This window comes from Paenibacillus sp. KS-LC4, from assembly GCF_036894955.1.
GTDB lineage: Bacteria > Bacillota > Bacilli > Paenibacillales > Paenibacillaceae > Pristimantibacillus.
Genome location: NZ_CP145905.1, coordinates 3,158,318 through 3,178,194, shown reverse-complemented (window position 1 = coordinate 3,178,194; position 19,877 = coordinate 3,158,318). Strand labels below are relative to the sequence as shown.

11 protein-coding genes are annotated in these 19,877 nt (G+C 47.3%); 8 read left to right on the top strand and 3 right to left on the bottom strand.

Annotated elements, in window-relative coordinates; all coding sequences use genetic code 11:
- Positions 1–233: 233 nt before the first annotated feature.
- Positions 234–2,180 carry a Hint domain-containing protein gene (locus tag V5J77_RS13375; protein ID WP_338551343.1) on the top strand — a complete coding sequence of 649 codons (1,947 nt, stop codon included), beginning with the start codon at positions 234–236 and terminating at the stop codon, positions 2,178–2,180.
- Between the two features lie 35 nt (positions 2,181–2,215).
- On the top strand, positions 2,216–2,866 hold the full coding sequence (locus tag V5J77_RS13370) for a hypothetical protein (protein WP_338551342.1): 651 nt from the start codon (positions 2,216–2,218) through the stop codon (positions 2,864–2,866).
- A gap of 132 nt (positions 2,867–2,998) precedes the next feature.
- On the opposite strand, the gene V5J77_RS13365 is transcribed toward V5J77_RS13370, so the two are convergent.
- On the bottom strand, positions 2,999–5,242 hold the full coding sequence (locus tag V5J77_RS13365) for a M56 family metallopeptidase (protein WP_338551341.1): 2,244 nt from the start codon (positions 5,240–5,242) through the stop codon (positions 2,999–3,001).
- Positions 5,239–5,616, bottom strand: coding sequence for a BlaI/MecI/CopY family transcriptional regulator (locus V5J77_RS13360; protein ID WP_338551340.1), 378 nt, complete (start codon positions 5,614–5,616; stop codon positions 5,239–5,241). Before V5J77_RS13360 ends, V5J77_RS13365 begins: the two co-directional genes overlap by 4 nt.
- A 347-nt stretch (positions 5,617–5,963) precedes the next feature.
- On the opposite strand from V5J77_RS13360, the gene V5J77_RS13355 reads away from it, so the two are divergent.
- The 6 genes from V5J77_RS13355 (at position 5,964) to V5J77_RS13330 (ending at position 17,717) form a co-directional block, all read left to right on the top strand.
- Entirely contained in the window at positions 5,964–7,832 is a 1,869-nt protein-coding gene (locus V5J77_RS13355) for an amino acid adenylation domain-containing protein (protein WP_338551339.1), read from the top strand.
- Positions 7,833–7,861: 29 nt separating this feature from the next.
- Positions 7,862–9,271, top strand: coding sequence for a nucleotide disphospho-sugar-binding domain-containing protein (locus V5J77_RS13350; protein WP_338551338.1), 1,410 nt, complete (start codon positions 7,862–7,864; stop codon positions 9,269–9,271).
- Complete coding sequence (locus V5J77_RS13345; protein WP_338551337.1) at positions 9,264–14,834, top strand: amino acid adenylation domain-containing protein; 5,571 nt, start codon at positions 9,264–9,266, stop codon at positions 14,832–14,834. Before V5J77_RS13350 ends, V5J77_RS13345 begins: the two co-directional genes overlap by 8 nt.
- Before the next feature lie 33 nt (positions 14,835–14,867).
- Entirely contained in the window at positions 14,868–15,062 is a 195-nt protein-coding gene (locus V5J77_RS13340) for an MbtH family NRPS accessory protein (protein ID WP_338551336.1), read from the top strand.
- A 373-nt stretch (positions 15,063–15,435) separates the two neighbouring features.
- Positions 15,436–16,569 carry a serine hydrolase domain-containing protein gene (locus V5J77_RS13335; RefSeq protein WP_338551335.1) on the top strand — a complete coding sequence of 378 codons (1,134 nt, stop codon included), beginning with the start codon at positions 15,436–15,438 and terminating at the stop codon, positions 16,567–16,569.
- Positions 16,570–17,213: 644 nt separating this feature from the next.
- Entirely contained in the window at positions 17,214–17,717 is a 504-nt protein-coding gene (locus V5J77_RS13330) for an SMI1/KNR4 family protein (RefSeq protein WP_338551334.1), read from the top strand.
- A 639-nt stretch (positions 17,718–18,356) separates the two neighbouring features.
- Here V5J77_RS13330 and V5J77_RS13325 read toward each other — a convergent pair.
- Positions 18,357–19,835: a family 43 glycosylhydrolase gene (locus V5J77_RS13325; RefSeq protein WP_338551333.1), complete on the bottom strand. Its 1,479-nt coding sequence runs from the start codon at positions 19,833–19,835 to the stop codon at positions 18,357–18,359.
- Positions 19,836–19,877 lie beyond the last annotated feature (42 nt).

Genomic DNA, 19,877 nt, shown 5'->3' with positions numbered 1-19,877 from the left:
AGAGGTTATGAAAAATGGATTGTAAAGAGTCTCTTGAAACGAACTTGGGTAAAGCGCAAAATTTAACGGATGTAAACTGGTCTCAGGTAGATCCTCAGGCAATTAATAACAATACTTTTCAATTAGGAAAACCTTTTTACCTGGTCTGCCCTGGAGAGCATTGTCAGGATAACGTTAACTTCTCCCCCCAAGCACATCGTTTATGCCAATGTACGGATATTAACGGAAACCCTGTGCCAGGTTGCTCCCCGCATGATTATTTGTACCCGTTTGCAGCTCAAGTATGCTTTGATACGAAAAACCCTTCCGATATGAGCCATGCGACGCTCGGCAACCGCGGCTGTATGAGCCTGGGAGAAACGTGGAACGTTGTCACCTGCTATTGCTGCTGCTCCTGCTTCGCCCATGGCACGCAAATCGGGACACCAGAGGGTCACACTGCGATTGAGAAGTTTAGTGTAGGGGATAAAGTCATTACAGCCAGCTTACAGCAAAGCGAGCAAGGTCTACAGCTGGAGTGGAAGAAGGCCAAAGTGAACTTCAGCAACGGCACTGGTCCTCAAAGTCATCAACCCGCGATGGTGTACATCCGATTCGGCGGTCATGGCAGCATCGTCGTCACACCGGACCATTTGTTCCTCATGCCTAGCGGCAAGCTTAAGCGGGCTGATCGCCTCGTACCGGGACGTGATTTGTTGATTTCCTATAATGCTACTGAGGTGCAAATCGACGAAATCAGCATCGGCGAATACGTAGGAGGGGTGCATCATATCGCTACAGACGCTTCGTTTGATGGAAGGCTGGACGGTCATTTGCTGCTTTCCGAGGGCTTGGTTTCCGGTGACTTCAATTTGCAAATCCATCAGCGGGAGCTTTTGAAAAGCGGCCTGCTGGAGGATGTAGAGGATCAACCATTATTGGGAACTAAAGAATATGAAGCGGCTCATTCACACTTGGTTGCTGGTAATTATATGTCCTTTAGCGCAAAGAGCGACGCTGGATTGGATACGTTATCCGCTGCTGCTCCTGAAGCGACTGTGAAGTCGAGCAAATTTTATGTACACGGATCAAATGTAGCTTTTGTCCCAGACACTGCGGCCGCCTTCCTTAGCCCTTTGCAAGCGATTGATGTAAACGATAATGCGGATAGATGGAGCTTTACGGAAGTGAGTATTGGCAACGCCATGGTCAAATACCTAGTGAACCTGTTCCAAGGCTTCTACCCGGATATTACGTTCTATCATGATATCGGACGTCTGGAGCCCAACGCTTACGCCTTCACCCAATACGGCAAGCAATACGTTGTCCTTTCGGGCGGTTTAACGCGTATCAAGGGACTTGGAATGGAAGGACTGGCGTTCATTCTCGGGAATATGGTCAGCCGTCTTCAGAAGAGCGCGCCTTTGAACGCAGATGGCTACACTTCTGTTGGCATGAGTGATTACTATACACCTGCAATTTTGCAAAATATGTTCTTTGGTACGCTGTATGCCCCATTGATGACTAGCGCACTGCACCAAATTCAGCTCGTTATCTTTAATAACATAAATACCTCGTTGCATGATGCTTATGAAACCGATTTTTACAAGCCAACTACGGGAACTAGGATGGATGCGATAGAAGCAGGCAATGGCATGAATTTCCCTCCGAACGGCATTGGTGGTCCAGAAGTAAATGGCTTGAAGGTAATCGGAGCAAAAGTGATCGGAGCGACTATTCATGCTTCCTCGCTGGTGACTGCCGATATAACGCCTGACGCGGCAGCGACAGCGTTCAGGCTGCTTCAGGAACATAAAATCGTCGATGCAACAGGCTTGATCACAGCGGATTTTGCAGTAGCTACAGACCTATCGTTTCTATTCGCGGATGTGACCGGTGAAAATAAGACGCTGCTTATAGAAGAGGTTCGTTACGCCTTGCTTCATGCCAGCGCAAGCGTTGAATTGCATTTTAATACAGCCGTTAGGGCGCTGCATGCAGCTGATGAGGATGATTTTTCATTTGAGCCTAGTGCGCACATTAGCGATGTAACACCTGGCAGCAGCCGTTCGTCCGTCTTGCTGAAGGTCAATTTGCAGCGCGGAGTGGATTATACCGTTTCAGTGTCCAGAGCACTAACCTCTGATATCGGCTCGACCTTGGACCCCAATTCAAATTCGGCTGAAATCACGTTGAAATAAAAGCTGCACGATTACAAGCACAAAGGAGAATAGCTATGAAATCAGCCGCTCAAGAAGCATTCACGGGAAGTATAAAGGAGCAGTGTGAGCAATTTGGCATCATCCTGGGTTTGAACGGTCCGGTTTCGGAAAAGGTTCTTTTTGCGGCTGTTCATGATGCCAGTTATGCGCATAATTTATTGTCAGCAAGAAGGTCGGAGATGTTTCTAACTCATTTGCTGAACAATCCTCCAGTGGTGGAAATGGACGGAGGAGAGGAGATTTTAGTAACGCCCGAAGCATTAGCTCGCGAAGTCTCTGATGCCTCACGACCTGATGCTAAAGAGGTGACTGCCTTTACTGGCGAGTCTTCCGCTACACATTCCAATGCCGATTTGGCCAAGAAAGCCGGACAAGCGCTGTGGAAGTGGGCACGAGCAGGCTTTGCCACTGTGGAGGACGACGTTTATCATAAGCGGATGAGCGCTTGCATGACTTGCCCGCATATTCAAAACAAGCCGAATAAGCTGCTCTACAATGCCCTTTCGGCAACGACCTCGGTCGCTGCCGATGCTGCGGAGAAAATCTGTGGCAAGTGTGGCTGTGTGCTTTCTAAGAAAACCAAGCTGCCTACAGAATCTTGCCCGGACGATCATCCGGAGCTAGTGGGAATGACGCGCTGGGAAGAGCCGATACCAGCCTCCTAACTTCAAAAACGCTCCCTGCAACCATGATGCAGGGAGCGTTTTTTTTGTAAAGGACGGCCGCAAATCACCCTGCTCCAATACTCCTATTTCAACGTAATGATCGACGTGACGAATGGATAGTTCCCCCAGTTGCTAGACAGGAGCGAGCACTAAGGATTTCAGGTTTTCTTCTTGATGCTTGTCTACCCCGAGAAAAAAGGCCGTATAATAAATACCGTTTTGCTCCCAGACGTAATACGTTTGAGTTTTGAACTTCAACTGATTGTTATCGGATTGAACTGGTTCCCAATAAATGTGATCATGATCTGTATATGTAGTTATTTCAATGCCATTAATTTCAAGTTTGCGTAGAAACGACAGCTTGTTTACATCTACAGCAGGCGCTTTGCTCTGATAAAAATCAATCGTGTCATTTATTTCATAAATGGAGGAATTGTAAGGAACGCGATAACTATTTTTTAAGGCGTCTGTGTCTGGTCGAATGGAGAACCCGGTGTTCTGATCATCAGCCTGCTGCATAACCGAATCAGCAAGCTTAAGGCCATAGTCTGAAAGGGCCACCGGGAATTTCACTGGAAAGCCAAGAATATGTTTTGCTTTCTGCAAATCCGTCTCATCATACAAAGGGAAAGAATTGCCCTTACCCTTATAATCGACAGATTGAACTTGTTCTGGCAAAGCAAAGGACTGAATGACTTTTACAAGCTCTTCTTGTGCAAGATCAACGCTATAATAATTGATTGCATACGTTACACCGTGTTCCTGCCATACAAAGCTTTGGGCCGGTTCAGGCTTTTTCTTATACTTGGACCTTGTAGTTGTGTACATCGTACCTTTCATACTGCCTAATGTCAGGTCTTCTTGCCGATAAGAAGGAGCTTGGCCCGCTTGTTGGGAATACGAGGCTCCCCACAATAATTGATGCTCCAGCAAAGTTCCGTTTCCTTTGGAGGCTTTGATCTCAATATTACGCTCGTCTTGCTGATCAAAGTTCGATACGAAAGTGATTGTAGCAAATTCAATTAAGTCTGCTTTATTGGCTTTACTAAAATTCTCATTTAAATCCACATTCCTTAGGCGATACCCTTCGGGCAAATAATCAGGCACTTTAAATTCAAACGTTGAAAAAGCGAGCGCCCGGTCCAGATTATGAAACCATTTGAACGATGGAATCAATCTGTCGATCTGAAGGGAGGATACCGTATTCTCATTGCTTGAATTTTCTGCCTGAGAAGCATTTGAGTCGACATTGGCGTTGGTAAGCAAAACGGCGCTCAAGAAGCATATCAACAAAACAGCTGTTGCAGACAGCTTGTATGAACCTTGTTTGAACCTCGTAATCATCATAACTCTCCGTTTCGTCTCTTTATTGTTTTTGAAGAAATAGGGAAGATGAGCCCGTGAAGAAGAGCTTCGGGAAAAAAAACGCGACAGCATAAGAAGTGTCCTGCCATATGACGAAGATTCCCGCTCACCCAGCGCTTCAAGCACGATGGCATCACAGGCTATTTCCCGATCGGAGGTCATTTTTCGCCGTGCCAGCCAAACGAAAGGATTAAACCAATGCAGCCATATCGCTAACGTCCATAAGAAATTGAACCATAAATCTTTGCGTTTATAATGTGCCAGCTCATGTAGTAGTACATGTCTCAATTGCCGGGAATCTAATATAACAACCATATCTTCTGGCAAATAAATGCTAGGCTTTAACACTCCGTAGATCCATGGGCTCTTAAAACCGCTTATCTCATAGACCGGAATATTTGGTTTAATGCCCAGTTGTTCACTGCATGCTTTAAGAACAGAAAGGATCTCTTCATTGTTGATCCGGCGGGCGAATTGGAGTTGCTTTCTGAATTTCAGTGTTATAGCCAGGTAATAAATACCGAGAAATACGAATCCTCCAAGCCATATCAATAAGCCGATTCTAAGTAGCGTGAACCCACCCCGGTTTTCCTCGCTGCTGTAAGAGGGAGGAATTGTTGCTACCCAATCCGCATCCTTAAGCTGGGATGCCGCTAAAATGGAAGGCAGCGATTCTTCTGCATGTTGTTGTAAGGGAGCCTTCGTCTCGTCGCCGGATTCGACAGTGTCCTCCCATTGCTTCACAGACCCGGAATCGTGAGTAGAAAAACGTTGCTCTGTTGTCCATTTATCTGCTATCGTGAGCGGCACCAGATTAAAAAAACTGAACGAGCTCGACGGAGCAATAGGTATAAGCAGCTTAATTAACACAAGAAGCCACAAGACATGAATAAAGCTAGGTGCAAGGCGCAAATAAAACCATTTCCGAATGCAAAGCAGCAACAAGATGATTGCCGTCGATGCCAACGATGCATTCAAGAGAAGGGCGTACATCGTTTTAAGGAAAATCATGATTTCTTCTTCTTTTCCAGCAGTTGTTGAAGCTCCTCAATAGCTTTCTCTGAGAGAGTTTCTTCCTCAAGAAATTTTGCGAAAAGCATGCCTACGGCCCCCTTATACACGCGGTCTAAAAAGGATTTATTCTCTCTTTTTAAGTATTCTTCATGTGAAACCATCGAATAATAAATATAATTCCTGCCGGTTTTTTCGAAACGGATCGCATTCTTCTTGTGCAATCGGTTAAGGAAGGTTTTGATTGTCTGATCCGTCCAGTTCATTTGCTCCGACAACTTCGAAATCATTTCATTAGCAGACAAAGGCTCCTTCTGCCAAAGAAGCTTCATGACTTCACATTCGGCCTCGGTTATGTGAGGAGAGTCGCTCATTTTATTCACCTATTTCTATGCAGTTTGTTTACAAGTGTAAACGATAGTTGTAGTTTACGCTTGTAAACAAAGTAAGTCAAGCAGAAAACCTATCAATGGATGAACAATTGAACTTGCGGTAGATGGCAGGTTTTTCCAAGTCTAATCAAAGGAATTACAGCACAGCATCCGTCACAACAACGGGCGGTCTCTTCCAATGAGAGATCGCCCGAAAGGGTCATTCTAGCGTTAAAGCAATGCGAAAGAAGTCATTCCAGCATTAGCGCATTCTACCATATTCAAGTAGCATAATCTATGCAAAGGAAATAGTATTATCGGGATAGTCACTACATATGAGGAGTGATTGAATGCAACAAAGAGGCTGGATTCACCAGTTGTTCGAGCAGCAGGCGGAACGCACGCCAGATCGTGAAGCTGTTAGATTTGAGGAGGAGTCGGTAACTTACGCCGAGTTGAACCGCCGCGCAAATCGGTTGGCGTATCGCTTGCGTGGGATTGGTGTCGCTCCCGACGCACTGACAGGCATTTGCATGGAGCGTTCGATTGAACTAGTCGTTGCTCTATACGGTGTTCTGAAGGCAGGGGGGGCATACGTGCCGCTGGATCCGGATTATCCGAAGGATAGGCTAGCCTACATGATTGAGGACAGCAAGGTAAGACGAATCATTACGCAGCGTCAGTTCGCGGAGCAGTTCGCGGAGTTCGACGGTGAGGTACTGATTTTAGACGAGTCAGAGCCACTTGACGGATATGGAGCGGAGGAGGGCAACCTGAATATTGCCTTGCAGGATAGTCATCTGGCTTACATGTTCTACACCTCCGGATCGACGGGTAGACCTAAGGGGGCGATGAATACGCACGCTGCCATTTCCAATCGGGTTCTCTGGCTGCAGCGCAATTTTGAAATGGGGCAAAATGATAAGCTTCTGCAAAAATCTCCTTACAGCTTCGACGTATCGGTATGGGAATTTTTCTGGCCGCACATATGCGGAGCATGTCTCGTTATGGCCAAGCCTAAAGGCCATCTGGATAACAATTATATGTGGGAAATTATGAAGCGCGAAAAAATCACCTATGTGCAATTCGTTCCAACGATGCTCCAGACATTTTTAAGTGCGGAGCAGGCTCAGGATCTTTCCTTTTTAAAACATGTTTTCTTATGCGGAGAGCCATTATCTGCCGCCTTAAACGAACGATTTTGCCGCATGATGTCCGCGCAGCTTCATAACTTATATGGTCCCACTGAGGCTGCTGTATTCATTACCAATTGGACCAGCGATCGCAGCCTGAATCGCTCAGTCATTCCAATTGGCAAGGCTATCCCCGATAATGCCATGTATGTATTAAACGATCGTTATGAACCACTCGCACCTGGTGAGATTGGGGAGCTTTTTATCAGTGGCATCGGGCTTGCACGCGGCTATTACGGCAGACCGGATTTGACAGCTGAGCGATTCGTACCTGACCCTTTCAGCACTGAACCAGGAGCACGCATGTACCATACTGGAGATCTTGGACGCTGGCTCACGGATGGGAATTTGGAGTGCCTCGGCCGCAACGACGATCAGGTGAAGGTAAGGGGCTTCCGCATTGAGCTTGGCGAAATCAGCACCGTGCTTGAACAGCATTCGGGTGTCCATCAAGCCGTGACAATTATCTACGAGGATCAGCCTGGAGATCAGCGCATTACCTCCTATTTCATTCCCAGCCCAGAAATATCTCCCTCAATTAGCGAGCTTAGAAGCCATCTACAGAAGCATTTGCCGGACTATATGATTCCTTCTTACTTCGTCGAGATGGAAGCCTTTCCGCTTACGCCTAGCGGTAAGACGGATCGAAAGCTTCTGCCAAGCCCCACGCTATCACGGGGAATGATCGGTCACGCCTATGTACCGCCGGAGAGCTATATTGAGAAAGAGCTTGCCCTGATCTGGTCAGGCTTCTTCCGTTTCGATCAAATCGGGCTTGACGATGATTTCATCGACTTAGGCGGACACTCGCTCGTCGCTACTCAAATTCTTGTAAGGTGCGATCATGTGTTAGGGGTGAAGGTTTCACTGAAGGATATGCTCACGCAAGGAACGACGATTCGCACCCTCGCATCCATTATAGAAGCCAAGCTGCTTGCGGAAACAGACGATGCCGAAATTGAAGCATTGCTGAGTGAAATGGAGCATCTAACGGAAGAGGAAATTGAGGCGCTACTGAAGCAATAGTCAGCATACGAGCGGGGAGGAAACGATTCGTGGCAAATTTTGTTCTTAGCACGCATATGACGAACGGGGATGTTTTGCCGTTTCTACGGTTAGCGTCTGCACTTCGCCGGCGCGGTCACCAAGCAACCCTGGTGACGCACGGCGTGTTTGCGCCGCTGGCCGAGAAGTCCGGCATCGCGTTTTGCGGCATTGATAAGCCAGAGGAATATACCGAAATTATGAAGGATCTCTACATGATGGAGGATCCACTGAACAAGCCGGACCTTTATGAAGCTTATCAACGCAAGTATTATTCGAAAGAGAAATTCCAACAGGAGTATGACATCCTGACCGAGCTATGCCAAGCGGAGGACTCCGTGCTTATTTGTAAGGATCGTGACGGTTTCGTTGCGATGATCGTATCGGAGATGATGCAGGTACCAATCGTAACGGGCGTTCTGGCTCCCAGCTATGTAACGCAGCTGCATATTTGGGAAGAGCTTGGACTGGACTTTGCGATATCTCTTATTAACACATTTCGCAGTAATCTTGGCCTGACGCCTGTCTCAGGCTGGACATCATGGATGGGCGCTGTGAAAAAAAATATCGGTTTCTGGCATGAGAGCTTCGATGCTGCCGTCGAAGCACCAGAATGGGCACTTAAGGTGGACACCGTCGGGTTTCCGCAGGCAGATGCCATCGAATATGAGCCTTTGCCCCAAGACCTGCTAGATTTTATTCATGCTGGAGAACCGCCACTTTTGATAACAGGCGGGACAGGAAAAATGATTAAACCAAACTTCTACCAAGCAGCAATCGAGGGAGTCAAGCTGCTGGGGCAGCGAACTATAGTAGTTACGAGGCATGAAGAATTCATTCAAGGCGAGCTTCCCGATCATATTCGCTGGTATAGAATATTGCCGCTCGCAAGTGTCTATCCGCTAGTCAGCAGCGTCATCCATCACGGCGGAATCGGTACGATTACGGGAGCCATGACCGCCGCTTTGCCGCAGCTGGCACTCGCGGCCGATACGGATCGGCCAGATAACGGAATGCGGATCAAGCATCTGGGCATCGGTGATTATTTGCCGCCGCTGCAGTGGGAGCCGGAGCTAATTGCCCAAGCCATGAAAGGCATTCAAACAAGCGTAGTGAAACAACGCTGCCGCCAGTTAGCGAAGGTTATGGCGGAGCATGATACGATGGCAGCGGCCTGCACAGCCATGGAGTCAGTAATCGGCAAGCCCGAATACGCGATTGCCTCGGAGCAGCTTATTGCTGATTTCGTTGCAGCGCAGCACCAGAAGTCCTTGCGAACCGTAGCGGCAGCATCCGATCAGCGACTGGATGCTTTCAATCAGTCACTATCAGCAAGAAAGCGTTCATTGCTCTCGCAGTGGCTCGTGCAGCGGCAGCTCGGAAGTCATCCCCAGTCTTTGGAGGAGGAGCGCGATGAGTAAAACGGTTGATCGAATTGAGCAGCTTTCACCTGAAAGACGGGCGCTCCTCGCTCTGAAAGCCAAACAGAATAAGGCAAAGGCAGTCGCAGCTTCTTCAGTCATCCCGAAGCTGCCTAGGCAAGAAGGAGACAACAAATTCCCATTATCCTTTCCACAACAGCGGATTATGTTTTTCGAAGAATATATGCCGGGGACGGAGCGGTATAATTTTGCCAACGGCTACAAATTTATTGGGAAATTGAACGTTTCTGCCTTGCATCGTACTCTGAACGAGATGATCAAGCGTCATGAAATTATGCGCGCTGTTGTTGCTTTTGAAGGCGACGATTACGTTCAGATCATTCGCCCTGAGCTGACGATCGACCTCCCAATAATTGACTTGAGCGATGAAAACAAGGTCTATGAGATTATGGAGAAGGAAGCCACGGCACCTTATGATTTCCTGAATGGGCCGCTTGTAAAGGCAATGCTCTTCCGCTTAAATCCCGAAGAGCATGTTCTCGTCTGGATGACGCATCACTTAATCTATGATGGCTGGTCTGCCGACGTATTTGACCATGAGCTAGCCGCTATCTATCGTTCCTTCGCTCTGCAAGAGCCGCATTCGCTTCCCGAGCTGCCGATTCAATATCCGGATTTTGCCGTTTGGCAGAGGCAGTGGATGACAGGATCGGAATACGAGAACCAGCTGAGCTATTGGAAAAATAAGCTTATGCCAGCACCGGCAACGCTGGATCTCCCGACGGATTACCCGCGCCCCTCGATTCAAGTTGAGCGCAAAGTCGGCTTCTTCAGCCTACCGCTTGATGCGGCATTCTCACAGCGAATCCGTGAGTTGAGCAAGCAACTCGGCTGCACATTGTTTGTCCTGCTGATAGCTGCATACAAAATACTGCTCGCAAGCTATAACGGCAAGCAAGAAATTGTTGTCGGAACGCCAATGGCGAATCGAGGCAAGCAGGAAATCGAGAAGCTTGCCGGCTTCTTTGCGAATACGGTCGCGCTTCGCTCCCCGATTGACATGGTCAGCAGCTTTAGCGACTTTATCTCGGCAGTCCGCGAGACGGTGCTGGAGGCGAATGATCATCAGGATTTGCCGTTTGATAGAATTGTCGAAGAGATGAATCCAGATCGCATTATCGGTCATGCGTTATTTTTTGATACCATGTTTCTGTTCGAACGGCACGGGCAGGAGCTGCGGGAACTGCCAGACCTTGAGATTGTACCATTCGTAGGAGATCGTACGCGAGGCGGGGTGCTGGATCTGACGATGACGATATTCGAGAATCAAAACTTAGGTATGGAGGTGACTTTGACCTACCGCCCAGATTTATTCCGCGAGTCGACAATCCGGCAAATGGTGGAGCTTTACTGTATGATTTTGGAACGCGTAGTAGACGATTCCACGCTGCCGCTCTATGCGGTCGCGGCTCTCTCGGGCGAACAGCTGCGGAAGGTACTAGTTGACTGGAATGCAACCGAGTCTGTCTGGACAGAGCTCCAATTGCCGCATCTTCTCGTGGAGCGCCAATCGGCTCTCACACCTCTGACTGCCGCCGTATGCTCAGAGGGACGTACGCTTACCTATCGAGAACTGAATGAACGGGCTAACCGATTAGCTCACTATTTGCGCCGTATGCAGGTCGGACCTAATACAACAGTCGGTCTCTACATGGAGCGCACCGTCGATATCATCGTCGGCTTAGTCGGCATCTTGAAGGCAGGCGGCGCTTATGTACCGCTTGATCCTAAATTGCCAGTAGAGCGCTTGCGAATGATTGCACAGGAGGCTGAGGTATCCGTCATCGTGACCGAGGAAGCATTCGCAGATCTACTGTTGCAAAACGAGGAGGCAGCATCTGCGCCCATACGCATGGTTTCACTCGACCGTGATTGGGATAAAATAGCGCAGGAAGAAGCAGGCAATCCCGATGTAATCTCAAAGCTGGGCGATCTTATGTATGTGCTGTTTACCTCCGGATCGACAGGGAAACCAAAGGGCGTGGCGGTGGAGCACCGAAGTTATGCTAACTATTTGGAAGGAATCATGCAGCGTTTGGAGCTGCGGGAGGGCCTTCATTTTGCTATCGTCAGTACACTTGCTGCTGATCTCGGCACACCGATGATTTGGGGAGCGTTCGGATCAGGAGGCACTCTGCATGTTATTCCGTATGAGCGAGCCGCTGATCCCGATGCCTTCGCCGCTTATTGCGAGGCGAATCCGATAGATGTCATGAAGATCGTTCCAAGCCATATGGAGTTGCTGCTCGGCATAACAAATCCCAGCGTCATCATACCACGCGAATGCTTAATTCTTGCTGGAGAAGCCTCGCATTGGGGGACAATTGCAGACATTCGGAGCCTTCGACCGGGCTGTAGAATTCAAAACCATTATGGCCCTACGGAGACAACCGTTTCCGTGCTCACCTATGAGGTGCCGATAGAAGGAAGCGAGCAGGATCATCTTGCGGTGCTTCCACTTGGACGTCCGCTACCGAATGTACCGGTCTATGTGCTTAACGCTAACCTGCAGCCAGTTCCTGCTGGCGTCATCGGCGAGTTGTACATCGGGGGAAGCGCTGTTACGCGAGGCTACTACGGCAGGCCAGATCTGACGGCCGAGCGATTCATTTCGAATCCGTTCACAGACGAGCCAGGCGGACGGATGTATCGCACGGGCGATCTCGTTCGCCATTTGCCTAACGGCATTATTCAGTTTATTGGACGAATGGACCAACAGTTCAAGATTCGTGGCTACCGAATCGAGACGGGCGAGATCGAGCATGTTCTTCTGCAAATGGAAGGCGTGCGCGACGCGGTCGTGACGATTCGCGAAGATGAACCAGGAGACAAGCGGCTCGTTGCTTATCTCGTACCGGAGCAGCACTTGTTACTAGACTCTAAGGAGCAGACAAGGAGTGGGGTACAGATCGATGTAAGCGCGATTCGAAAACACACCAAGAGTATTTTGCCCGACTACATGCTGCCTTCGGCTTTTGTCGAGATTGATCGGCTGCCGCTTAATGCGAATGGTAAGCTGGATCGTGCCATGCTGCCTGCACCTAGCGCCGAAAATCGTGCGGGCGACAACGACTTTGCTGCGCCGGAGACGAAGGAAGAGCTTGAAATCGCCGTTGTCTGGCAGGAAGTTTTAGGGCTCGATCAGATCGGTATCAACGATGAATTTTTCGATCTTGGCGGGGACTCATTCAAGGCAATTAAGGTCGTACGAAAAATGGGCAATTCCTTCAGCGTAATGGATCTCTTCCAGTATCCGACGGTGCGGGAGCTGGCCGAGCATCTCACTTCCGGCGCTACACGAAGCAATGATCTTTTGATTGAGTTCAAAAAGGCATCCAATATCGGGGGCAAAGCAATCACGGTAGTCTGCGTGCCGTATGGCGGCGGCAGCGCGATTACGTTCCAGCCGCTAGCTAAAAAATTGCCGCCAAATTATACCTTGTTCGCGGTCGAGCTGCCCGGGCATGATTACAGTAGGCCTAGCCAATTGCTGGCCTCGCATGGCGAAACGGCTGCTCAGATTGCCCAAGAAATCAAAAACAAGGTTAAAGGCGAAGTCTATCTTTACGGCCATTGCTTAGGCGGGGCAATGGTGCTTCGAACTGCGCTTTTGCTGCAGCAAGCCAATGTGGAGGTTAGCGGGATTTTTATGGCGGGCACCTTTCCGGGTGCTAGGCTGCCATTCAAGCTGACGGAATGGTGGCATCGCTTGTTCCCCCGTGAGAAGTGGACGTCCGATAAGTTCGCACGCGACATGCTTCGCGCCTTTGGTGGATTCGATGACGAAATTTCTCCAGAGGAACAAACGTTCGTTCTTCGCAATTTGCGGCATGATGCACGTGAGGCGGAGGATTATTACACGGCGCTCTTCACACTGCCGAATAAGCCGAAGCTGAAGGCGCCAGTTGCCTGCATTGTCGGAGGAGCCGATCGAATGACGGAGTTTTACGAGGAACGTTATATGGAGTGGCAGGATTTCAGCGAGGATGTGCGACTGCATGTTGTTGAGCATGCCGGGCATTATTTTCACAAGCATCAATCTGAGCATACCGCGAAAATCATGGCGCAGCAGATTCGCAAGTGGGAGGAAGAGCGCGACTTCTGGGAAAATAAGGCAACAAAGAACGCGGTTCCACTGACCTCGTCCTCTCCTCAGTATGTACATGATGTACCTGTACAGGGGCAGAAGGACGTTAAGCCAAGCGTTAAATCCTTTCTCTGGGTTACGCTTTGCTTGATTATTGCTACAATCGGAACGTCACTGACCGGATTTGCGCTAGGCATCTGGGTTTTTCAGCAAACCGGATCGATTTCAGATTATGCGACAATTTCGCTTTACGCTATTCTCCCGACGCTTCTGCTGCTTCCCGTGGCCGGTGCAGTTGTGGACCGCTATGATAGGCGAAAGGTCATGCTGGCAGGACAAATGTTAGCGTTATGCTCTGTTATTTTCCTCTCGACTATGCTCTATTTCGATGCGTTGTCGCTATGGGCGATCTACGTGGCTGCCGGCATTGGTTCGATTGCAGGCGCTTTCACAATGCCAGCCTATCAGGCAGCGACAGCTCAACTCGTGCCAAAAAGATACTTAGGACATGCAAACGGCTTAGGGCAGCTCGTTATGTCCTTGAACGGAATTATGGCTCCTGCGTTAGGAGGAGCTTTGGTCGTATTAATCGGTCTGCAAACGATTGTCGTCATTGATCTAGTGCTGCTGTGCTCGTCTATCCTCATCCTTTCGCTAATTCGATTCCCGAACCTAATGTTTAAAAAACGCGAGGAACCGATGAGCAGGGAAATCGTCGGAGGATGGAAGTACATTATTCAAAGGAAGAGTATGGTCGCGATGGTCGTGTTTTTCGTCGTAGTCAATTTCTTCATGAGCTTATACAACGTGCTGACGACACCATTTCTGCTTCAGTTCATGACTGCTGACAAGGTAGGTATCGTTATTGCGTTTGAGGGTGCAGGACTGCTCATCGGCTCGATCCTAATGACGATTTGGGGCGGCTTCGACCGCCGAGCGGACGGAATGGTCGGCTTCGTTATGCTGACCGGTTTATCAATAGCGATTGTCGGAACCTATCCTTCACTTGTGACGGCAGCCATCGGTTTATTCGGCTTTGGCTTGGCGCTGGCGCTCATCAATACGCACTGGCTGTCACTGATACAGACAAAAGTAGGACTTGAGCTGCAAGGCCGTGTATTGGCAACTAACCAAGTTATGGCTTTCAGCATGCGTCCCCTTAGCTTTCTGCTTGCAGGACCACTTGTTGCGTCTGTTTTCACTCCACTTGCATCAGCGCTGCCAGCAGGTACGGAGGAGGCAGGGCTGTTCGGAACAGGAAGTGGGATGGGGATCGGGCTGCTGGTCACTTCAATTGGCGTCATCTTGCTTGTATGGGGGTTGCTCGGTATGCGTTATCGGCAGCTGCGCCACATGGAGACAATCTTACCGGATGCTGTGCCGGATGCTGTTATTATTCGAGATAAGGATCAGCTTCAGCAGCTTGCGGACCGCCAAATGAGCTCCGGAATGTAACGATAGAATGGTAGAATAGGGAGGGAATTGTTAATGGAGAACGAAATGCTAGAATTCAGCTACAAAGTAGTCGTCAATGTCGAGGAGCAATATGCGCTATGGCCCTTGCACCTGAAAAATCCAGTCGGCTGGAGCGATGCTGGCAAGAATGGCACAAAGGAAGAATGTCTGGCATATGTGAAGGAAGTATGGAGAGACTTGACACCTTTAAGTTTGCGTCAAGCATAACCGCAGTTCCGGCGATTCGTGCATTGCGCGGAGATTTGCGTTCGTTCCAAGAAGAGCTTGGGCATATCGTCTTTTCTAGACATTGTTCGTAAGCTTGGAGCAGCATTCATGGCATAGCCAGCCTATTGAAGAGCAAGCTCGGATGTTCGATGTGAGCTGAATGGACAAAGGATTAGGGTTAACCATTTCGAATGGTTAGCCCTTTTTCATGCAATTTCGACTATAGATTTGGGTCGCCTTGGGGTTGGGGATATTTGATTGATGGTGGTTATTCCATGCAAATGATCGTATATTAATAGTATGTGGATGATGAGAGAGTCTATGAACCACATGACGTAATAATAAACCATACTACATAGAAAGTAGGGGGAAAATGGAATTTCAACCGCTTGTTTCATTTGTTGACCGTATCACTTCCTGGCGAGTTCCGTGGGCAGAGGTACTCGTAATGCATCAAAATGATATCGTTTTCCGTTACCGCAGCGGCTATGCAAACCTTGAGGAACAGACGCCTATCAGCGAAAGAGCGATCTTCAATCTTTACTCCTTGACGAAAATTATGACCTGCGTGGCAGCGCTTCAACTGGTGGAGAGAGGCGCTATGCTGCTAAGTGATCCGGTTTCCGACTATTTGCCGGAGTATGGCGAGATGACGGTGAGGAAAACTTTGCCGAACGGGGAAGTTCGGCTGGAAAAAGCAACCCGTCTCATTACGGTACGCGACTTGTTTACGATGACTGCGGGATTCTCTTATGATATAGGTACTCCAGCTTTTAAGGAAGCTGTGCAGAACACTAACGGAACATTGCCAACACGTGCTTTCGCGAAAGCGCTTGCCAAGGAGCCGCTGTTATTTGAGCCAGGTACGCATTGGAACTACAGCATGTGTCACGATGTGCTAGGGGCATTAGTAGAGGTGGTTAGCGGAAGACGCTTTGGTACATATCTACGAGAAGAAATCACTGGACCACTTGGGATGAATGATACGGTGTTCGATCTGAACGCTGATCAGCAGAACCGACTGATTCCGCAGTATATGTACAATGAAGAGCTTGAAAAAGCCATACGTCAGGATGGAAATGGTTACCGAATCGGTACTGAATTTGAGAGTGGCGGCGCCGGATTATTGTCTACAGTTAGTGATTATTCACTGTTTTTGAACGCATTGACTGGGTATGGAACTAGCCCGGACGGCGTGCGGATTCTATCAAAAGCCTCGGTAGAGCTGATGCGAAAGGATCATCTGAATGAGCAGACCCGCGGCGATTATTCATGGGATCACATGAGTGGGTACGGGTATGGTCTTGGTGTCCGGACCCATGTCTCCAAGTCATTAAGCGGCTCACTGAGCCCGGTCGGCGAATTCGGATGGAGCGGCGCAGCCGGGTGCATGGCGATCATTGACCCGGATTCCAAGCTTACCGTTATGTATGCCCAGCACCTTCTAAACAGTCAGGAGCCTTACGTTCAGCGGCGCTTGCGAAATGTCGTTTATTCCTGCTTGTAATGTAGAGGCTGAAGCTTAAGCTCGGCATGTGGCATTTTGTAATCCAATAAAATAAAATTGTCCGTATCAGGACGAGTTTTACAAAGAAGCAATTCAATCTAAAATTGTAATGAAATCGAATTTTCAAACTCGATGAACTTGAATAAAAGTTCATCGGGTTTTTGATTATGTGAATAATGATGGAAAGGGAAAACAAAAATTAAATTGGATGGGTACAGGTTTTGTCCTTTAATGGTACATGCTCTGGTGATCCGACAAATTAGTTGCACTATATTACGGTGAACATAAATAGGTTGCATAACCCGCAGTGAAATTGTAAGCTATTACCATATCAATAGTTTTCAAAGGGATAGCTGTGTATTATGCACCTATATCTCTTACTCCAGCAGATAAATATTGGGGACTTAGAGTATGATCATTAGATTAATCTGGAAACAAGTTCTAACATCAAAACGTTGTGTGAGAGATCTAAAAGAATGGATGGTTATATTAATGTGAAGAAACTGGGGTCAATTTTCAGTCAATGGCTGAAAGAGGTAAATGGGGTGGAAACTCTAGATACGCTGCCCCTTACCGAGCAAAGAAACCAATAAAATTTCACTAGCATAATGTTGTTCACCTAGTAGGAGGAAATAGGAGGAAATATGAATATAAATATGAAATGTTGTGAATTCATTAGTTGGACAAAAGATAATGGATGGAAAATAACTGATAAATCTGAGTATGAATTAAATTTAAATGAAAGTATAGTATCCAGATATAAAGAAATTCCTGAAAGTTATTTGGAATTTTTAAAACGAGTTAAAAAATGCATAACGCCTAGTGAAAAAACATGGTTTATATGTGAGGATGAGTATAATAATAATGCGGATTCTGCATTTAGATGGAATGAATTTGAAGTACTAAGCTTAGAAGCAGCAGAGAATGATGCGGAATGGAAATCAGAAATAACTTCATGGTGGGATAAATATCTACCCATCATTATATCAGTTGATGACGGGTATTCATTTTATGCAATAGATTTAACGAATGATATAGGTGCTATTGTACAAGGAAATGAGCCTGAATTCGAAGAGGTGGAAAAAATAGCAAATAGTTTTGAGGATTTTTTTCAATTAATCATGTCTAATATAATAAAGATGCAATAGAAAATTGTATTAACCTTGAGAAATTAAAGAGAACAAACGGATTTATTACTTCCATTAGTTGAATCGTGAACGGGATACAGCGATCGTATCTCTTATTTTATGCTCAGGACTGCGGCTTTCTGAGGTTGCCGGCATTAACCTGAATGAAGTAAAGCTATCGTACGAGTGATGCGCAAAGGCAATAAAGAACAATATGTTTGCTTCAGCAAGCAATCAAAAATTCATTGAAAAACTAATCGAAAAATATGCGACCGCTTTTGGGAAAGCTGTAGATAATATGGACCTATAAACCTGCGTAGTTATGTGGATTCTTAATTACATATTCACAAAACCCGTATTTTATACATATGTTTATATGGGAAGCGTTGCGTGCTCAATTATGGTCTTTCCATAGCCGAGATTTTTTTGTAACTGTCCAGGGTCATTCGTGAACGGCTGCTCGCTGGCTTCTATTCGGGAAAATTTACTTAAGGAACTTAAACCTTTCTAAACAACAGCGAGAAGAAATCGTATATACCATGCATCTAGAAGGCTTGGCCCCTCCCTCGATTGGTCTTTCACGGCTAGAAGATGCGTGGGCTCGCCAAATATAATTAGAAGAAGGACGGCACAAACGGCCGTCCTTACTCGATTCAGTCTTTAATAAACTTCAATTTCTGACAGTTGCATCAAATAACCATTATTGCCGACCGTTCTTAGATTGGTTGCGTATACTCGAATTCGGTTAGTGTTGTCCAAGAAGCCCCAAGTAAACTCTTGGGCTGAATTGTCCGGCTTCGTATAGCCGGTCTCACTAACCCGATCCAACCAAGTGTTGCCGTTCCACACCTGAATCTTGAAATCAATCGGGAAGCCGTCCCCTACATGACCGCTGTCATTGCGAGGGTAAAGCACAATTTTGGAAAATGTCTTGACCTCTCCGAGATTGATTTCCACCCATTCCGTATGATTTGAGTTCTGGCCAAGCTGGCTAGAATAACCCATGAATCCACTGATTGAATTTCGTCTTTCGTCAACTGCCTTGGCTTTTCCCCAACCGTAATTCTCAAGTGAACTCGATGCCGTAACGGTTTTAAATAAAGCCTTATTATTCGACGTATCGCTCCAAGACCAGTCTGAAGAATTTAAACTCCATTGATCATAGTAATTTGGAATATACATCGTTTTTGCTGAGCTATCAACGGTCATCGGAAGCATGACATAGCGTGAATCAGCGAGATTGCCTTGGGCCCATCGTCCGCCAACATAAATAAAGGTATTCCCTGCTCTGATGATATTTTGTGTCTGAGTATTGTAGGTATTGGTTTCAGGCGGAGCGACATCAACTCTATCTGACCAAGGACCTGCGATCGAGGTTGCCGTTTGGTACTTATTGCGGTTAGTTGCCCAACCTGTCAGTTCCGAGCTAAGCAAATAATAGACTCCATTTACCTTCTGAACAGCCGGTGCTTCGATATGTCCCAAGGATGCAACTATAGAAACCAAGTCTGTGTAGCTATCATTCATCTTAAAGATTTTTAAGTTTCTAGCACCATTAACATCATCGTCTGCAAACAAATACCCAGTCCCATCATCATCTACCCAGGCTGTTTGATCACGCAATAGTTTCCCAAGCATGTTAGAACTTCCTTGGTACGTATATGGCCCGGTGATAGAATCGCTGGTAGCAATGCCAACCTTACCTTCACTGTACGATTCATTATCGATGTGAAGCCACATAACCCACTTATTAGTTGCACTGTTATAGATAACATCACCGTTCTCAACAACTCGATTTGGCCCTAAATCACCAGATGTTTGATTGGCAAGAGCCACACCGACGTATTCCCAATTCACAAGATCCGTAGATCGGTAACAATTCATACCTTGAAAATTATTATTTCCCCCCGTATTATTTCCCGTCCAATTCAGACCGAACCAATAAAAATAACCATCCGACCAGGTGAAATTGGAGCCATACGCTTGAATTTGATTCCCGTTCGTATCATACCAATGAGGTCCGTTTTTTATCGTATTGGTAGAGGCGTGCGCTTGAGTGCCGGCAAACAGCACCATAATTAATATGGAGCACATTACAATCAATGACGTTTTTGAAATTCTTCTGGAAATATAATTCATCGTTCTTCCTCCCACTATAATTTAAGTTTGGACTCGCCTTCA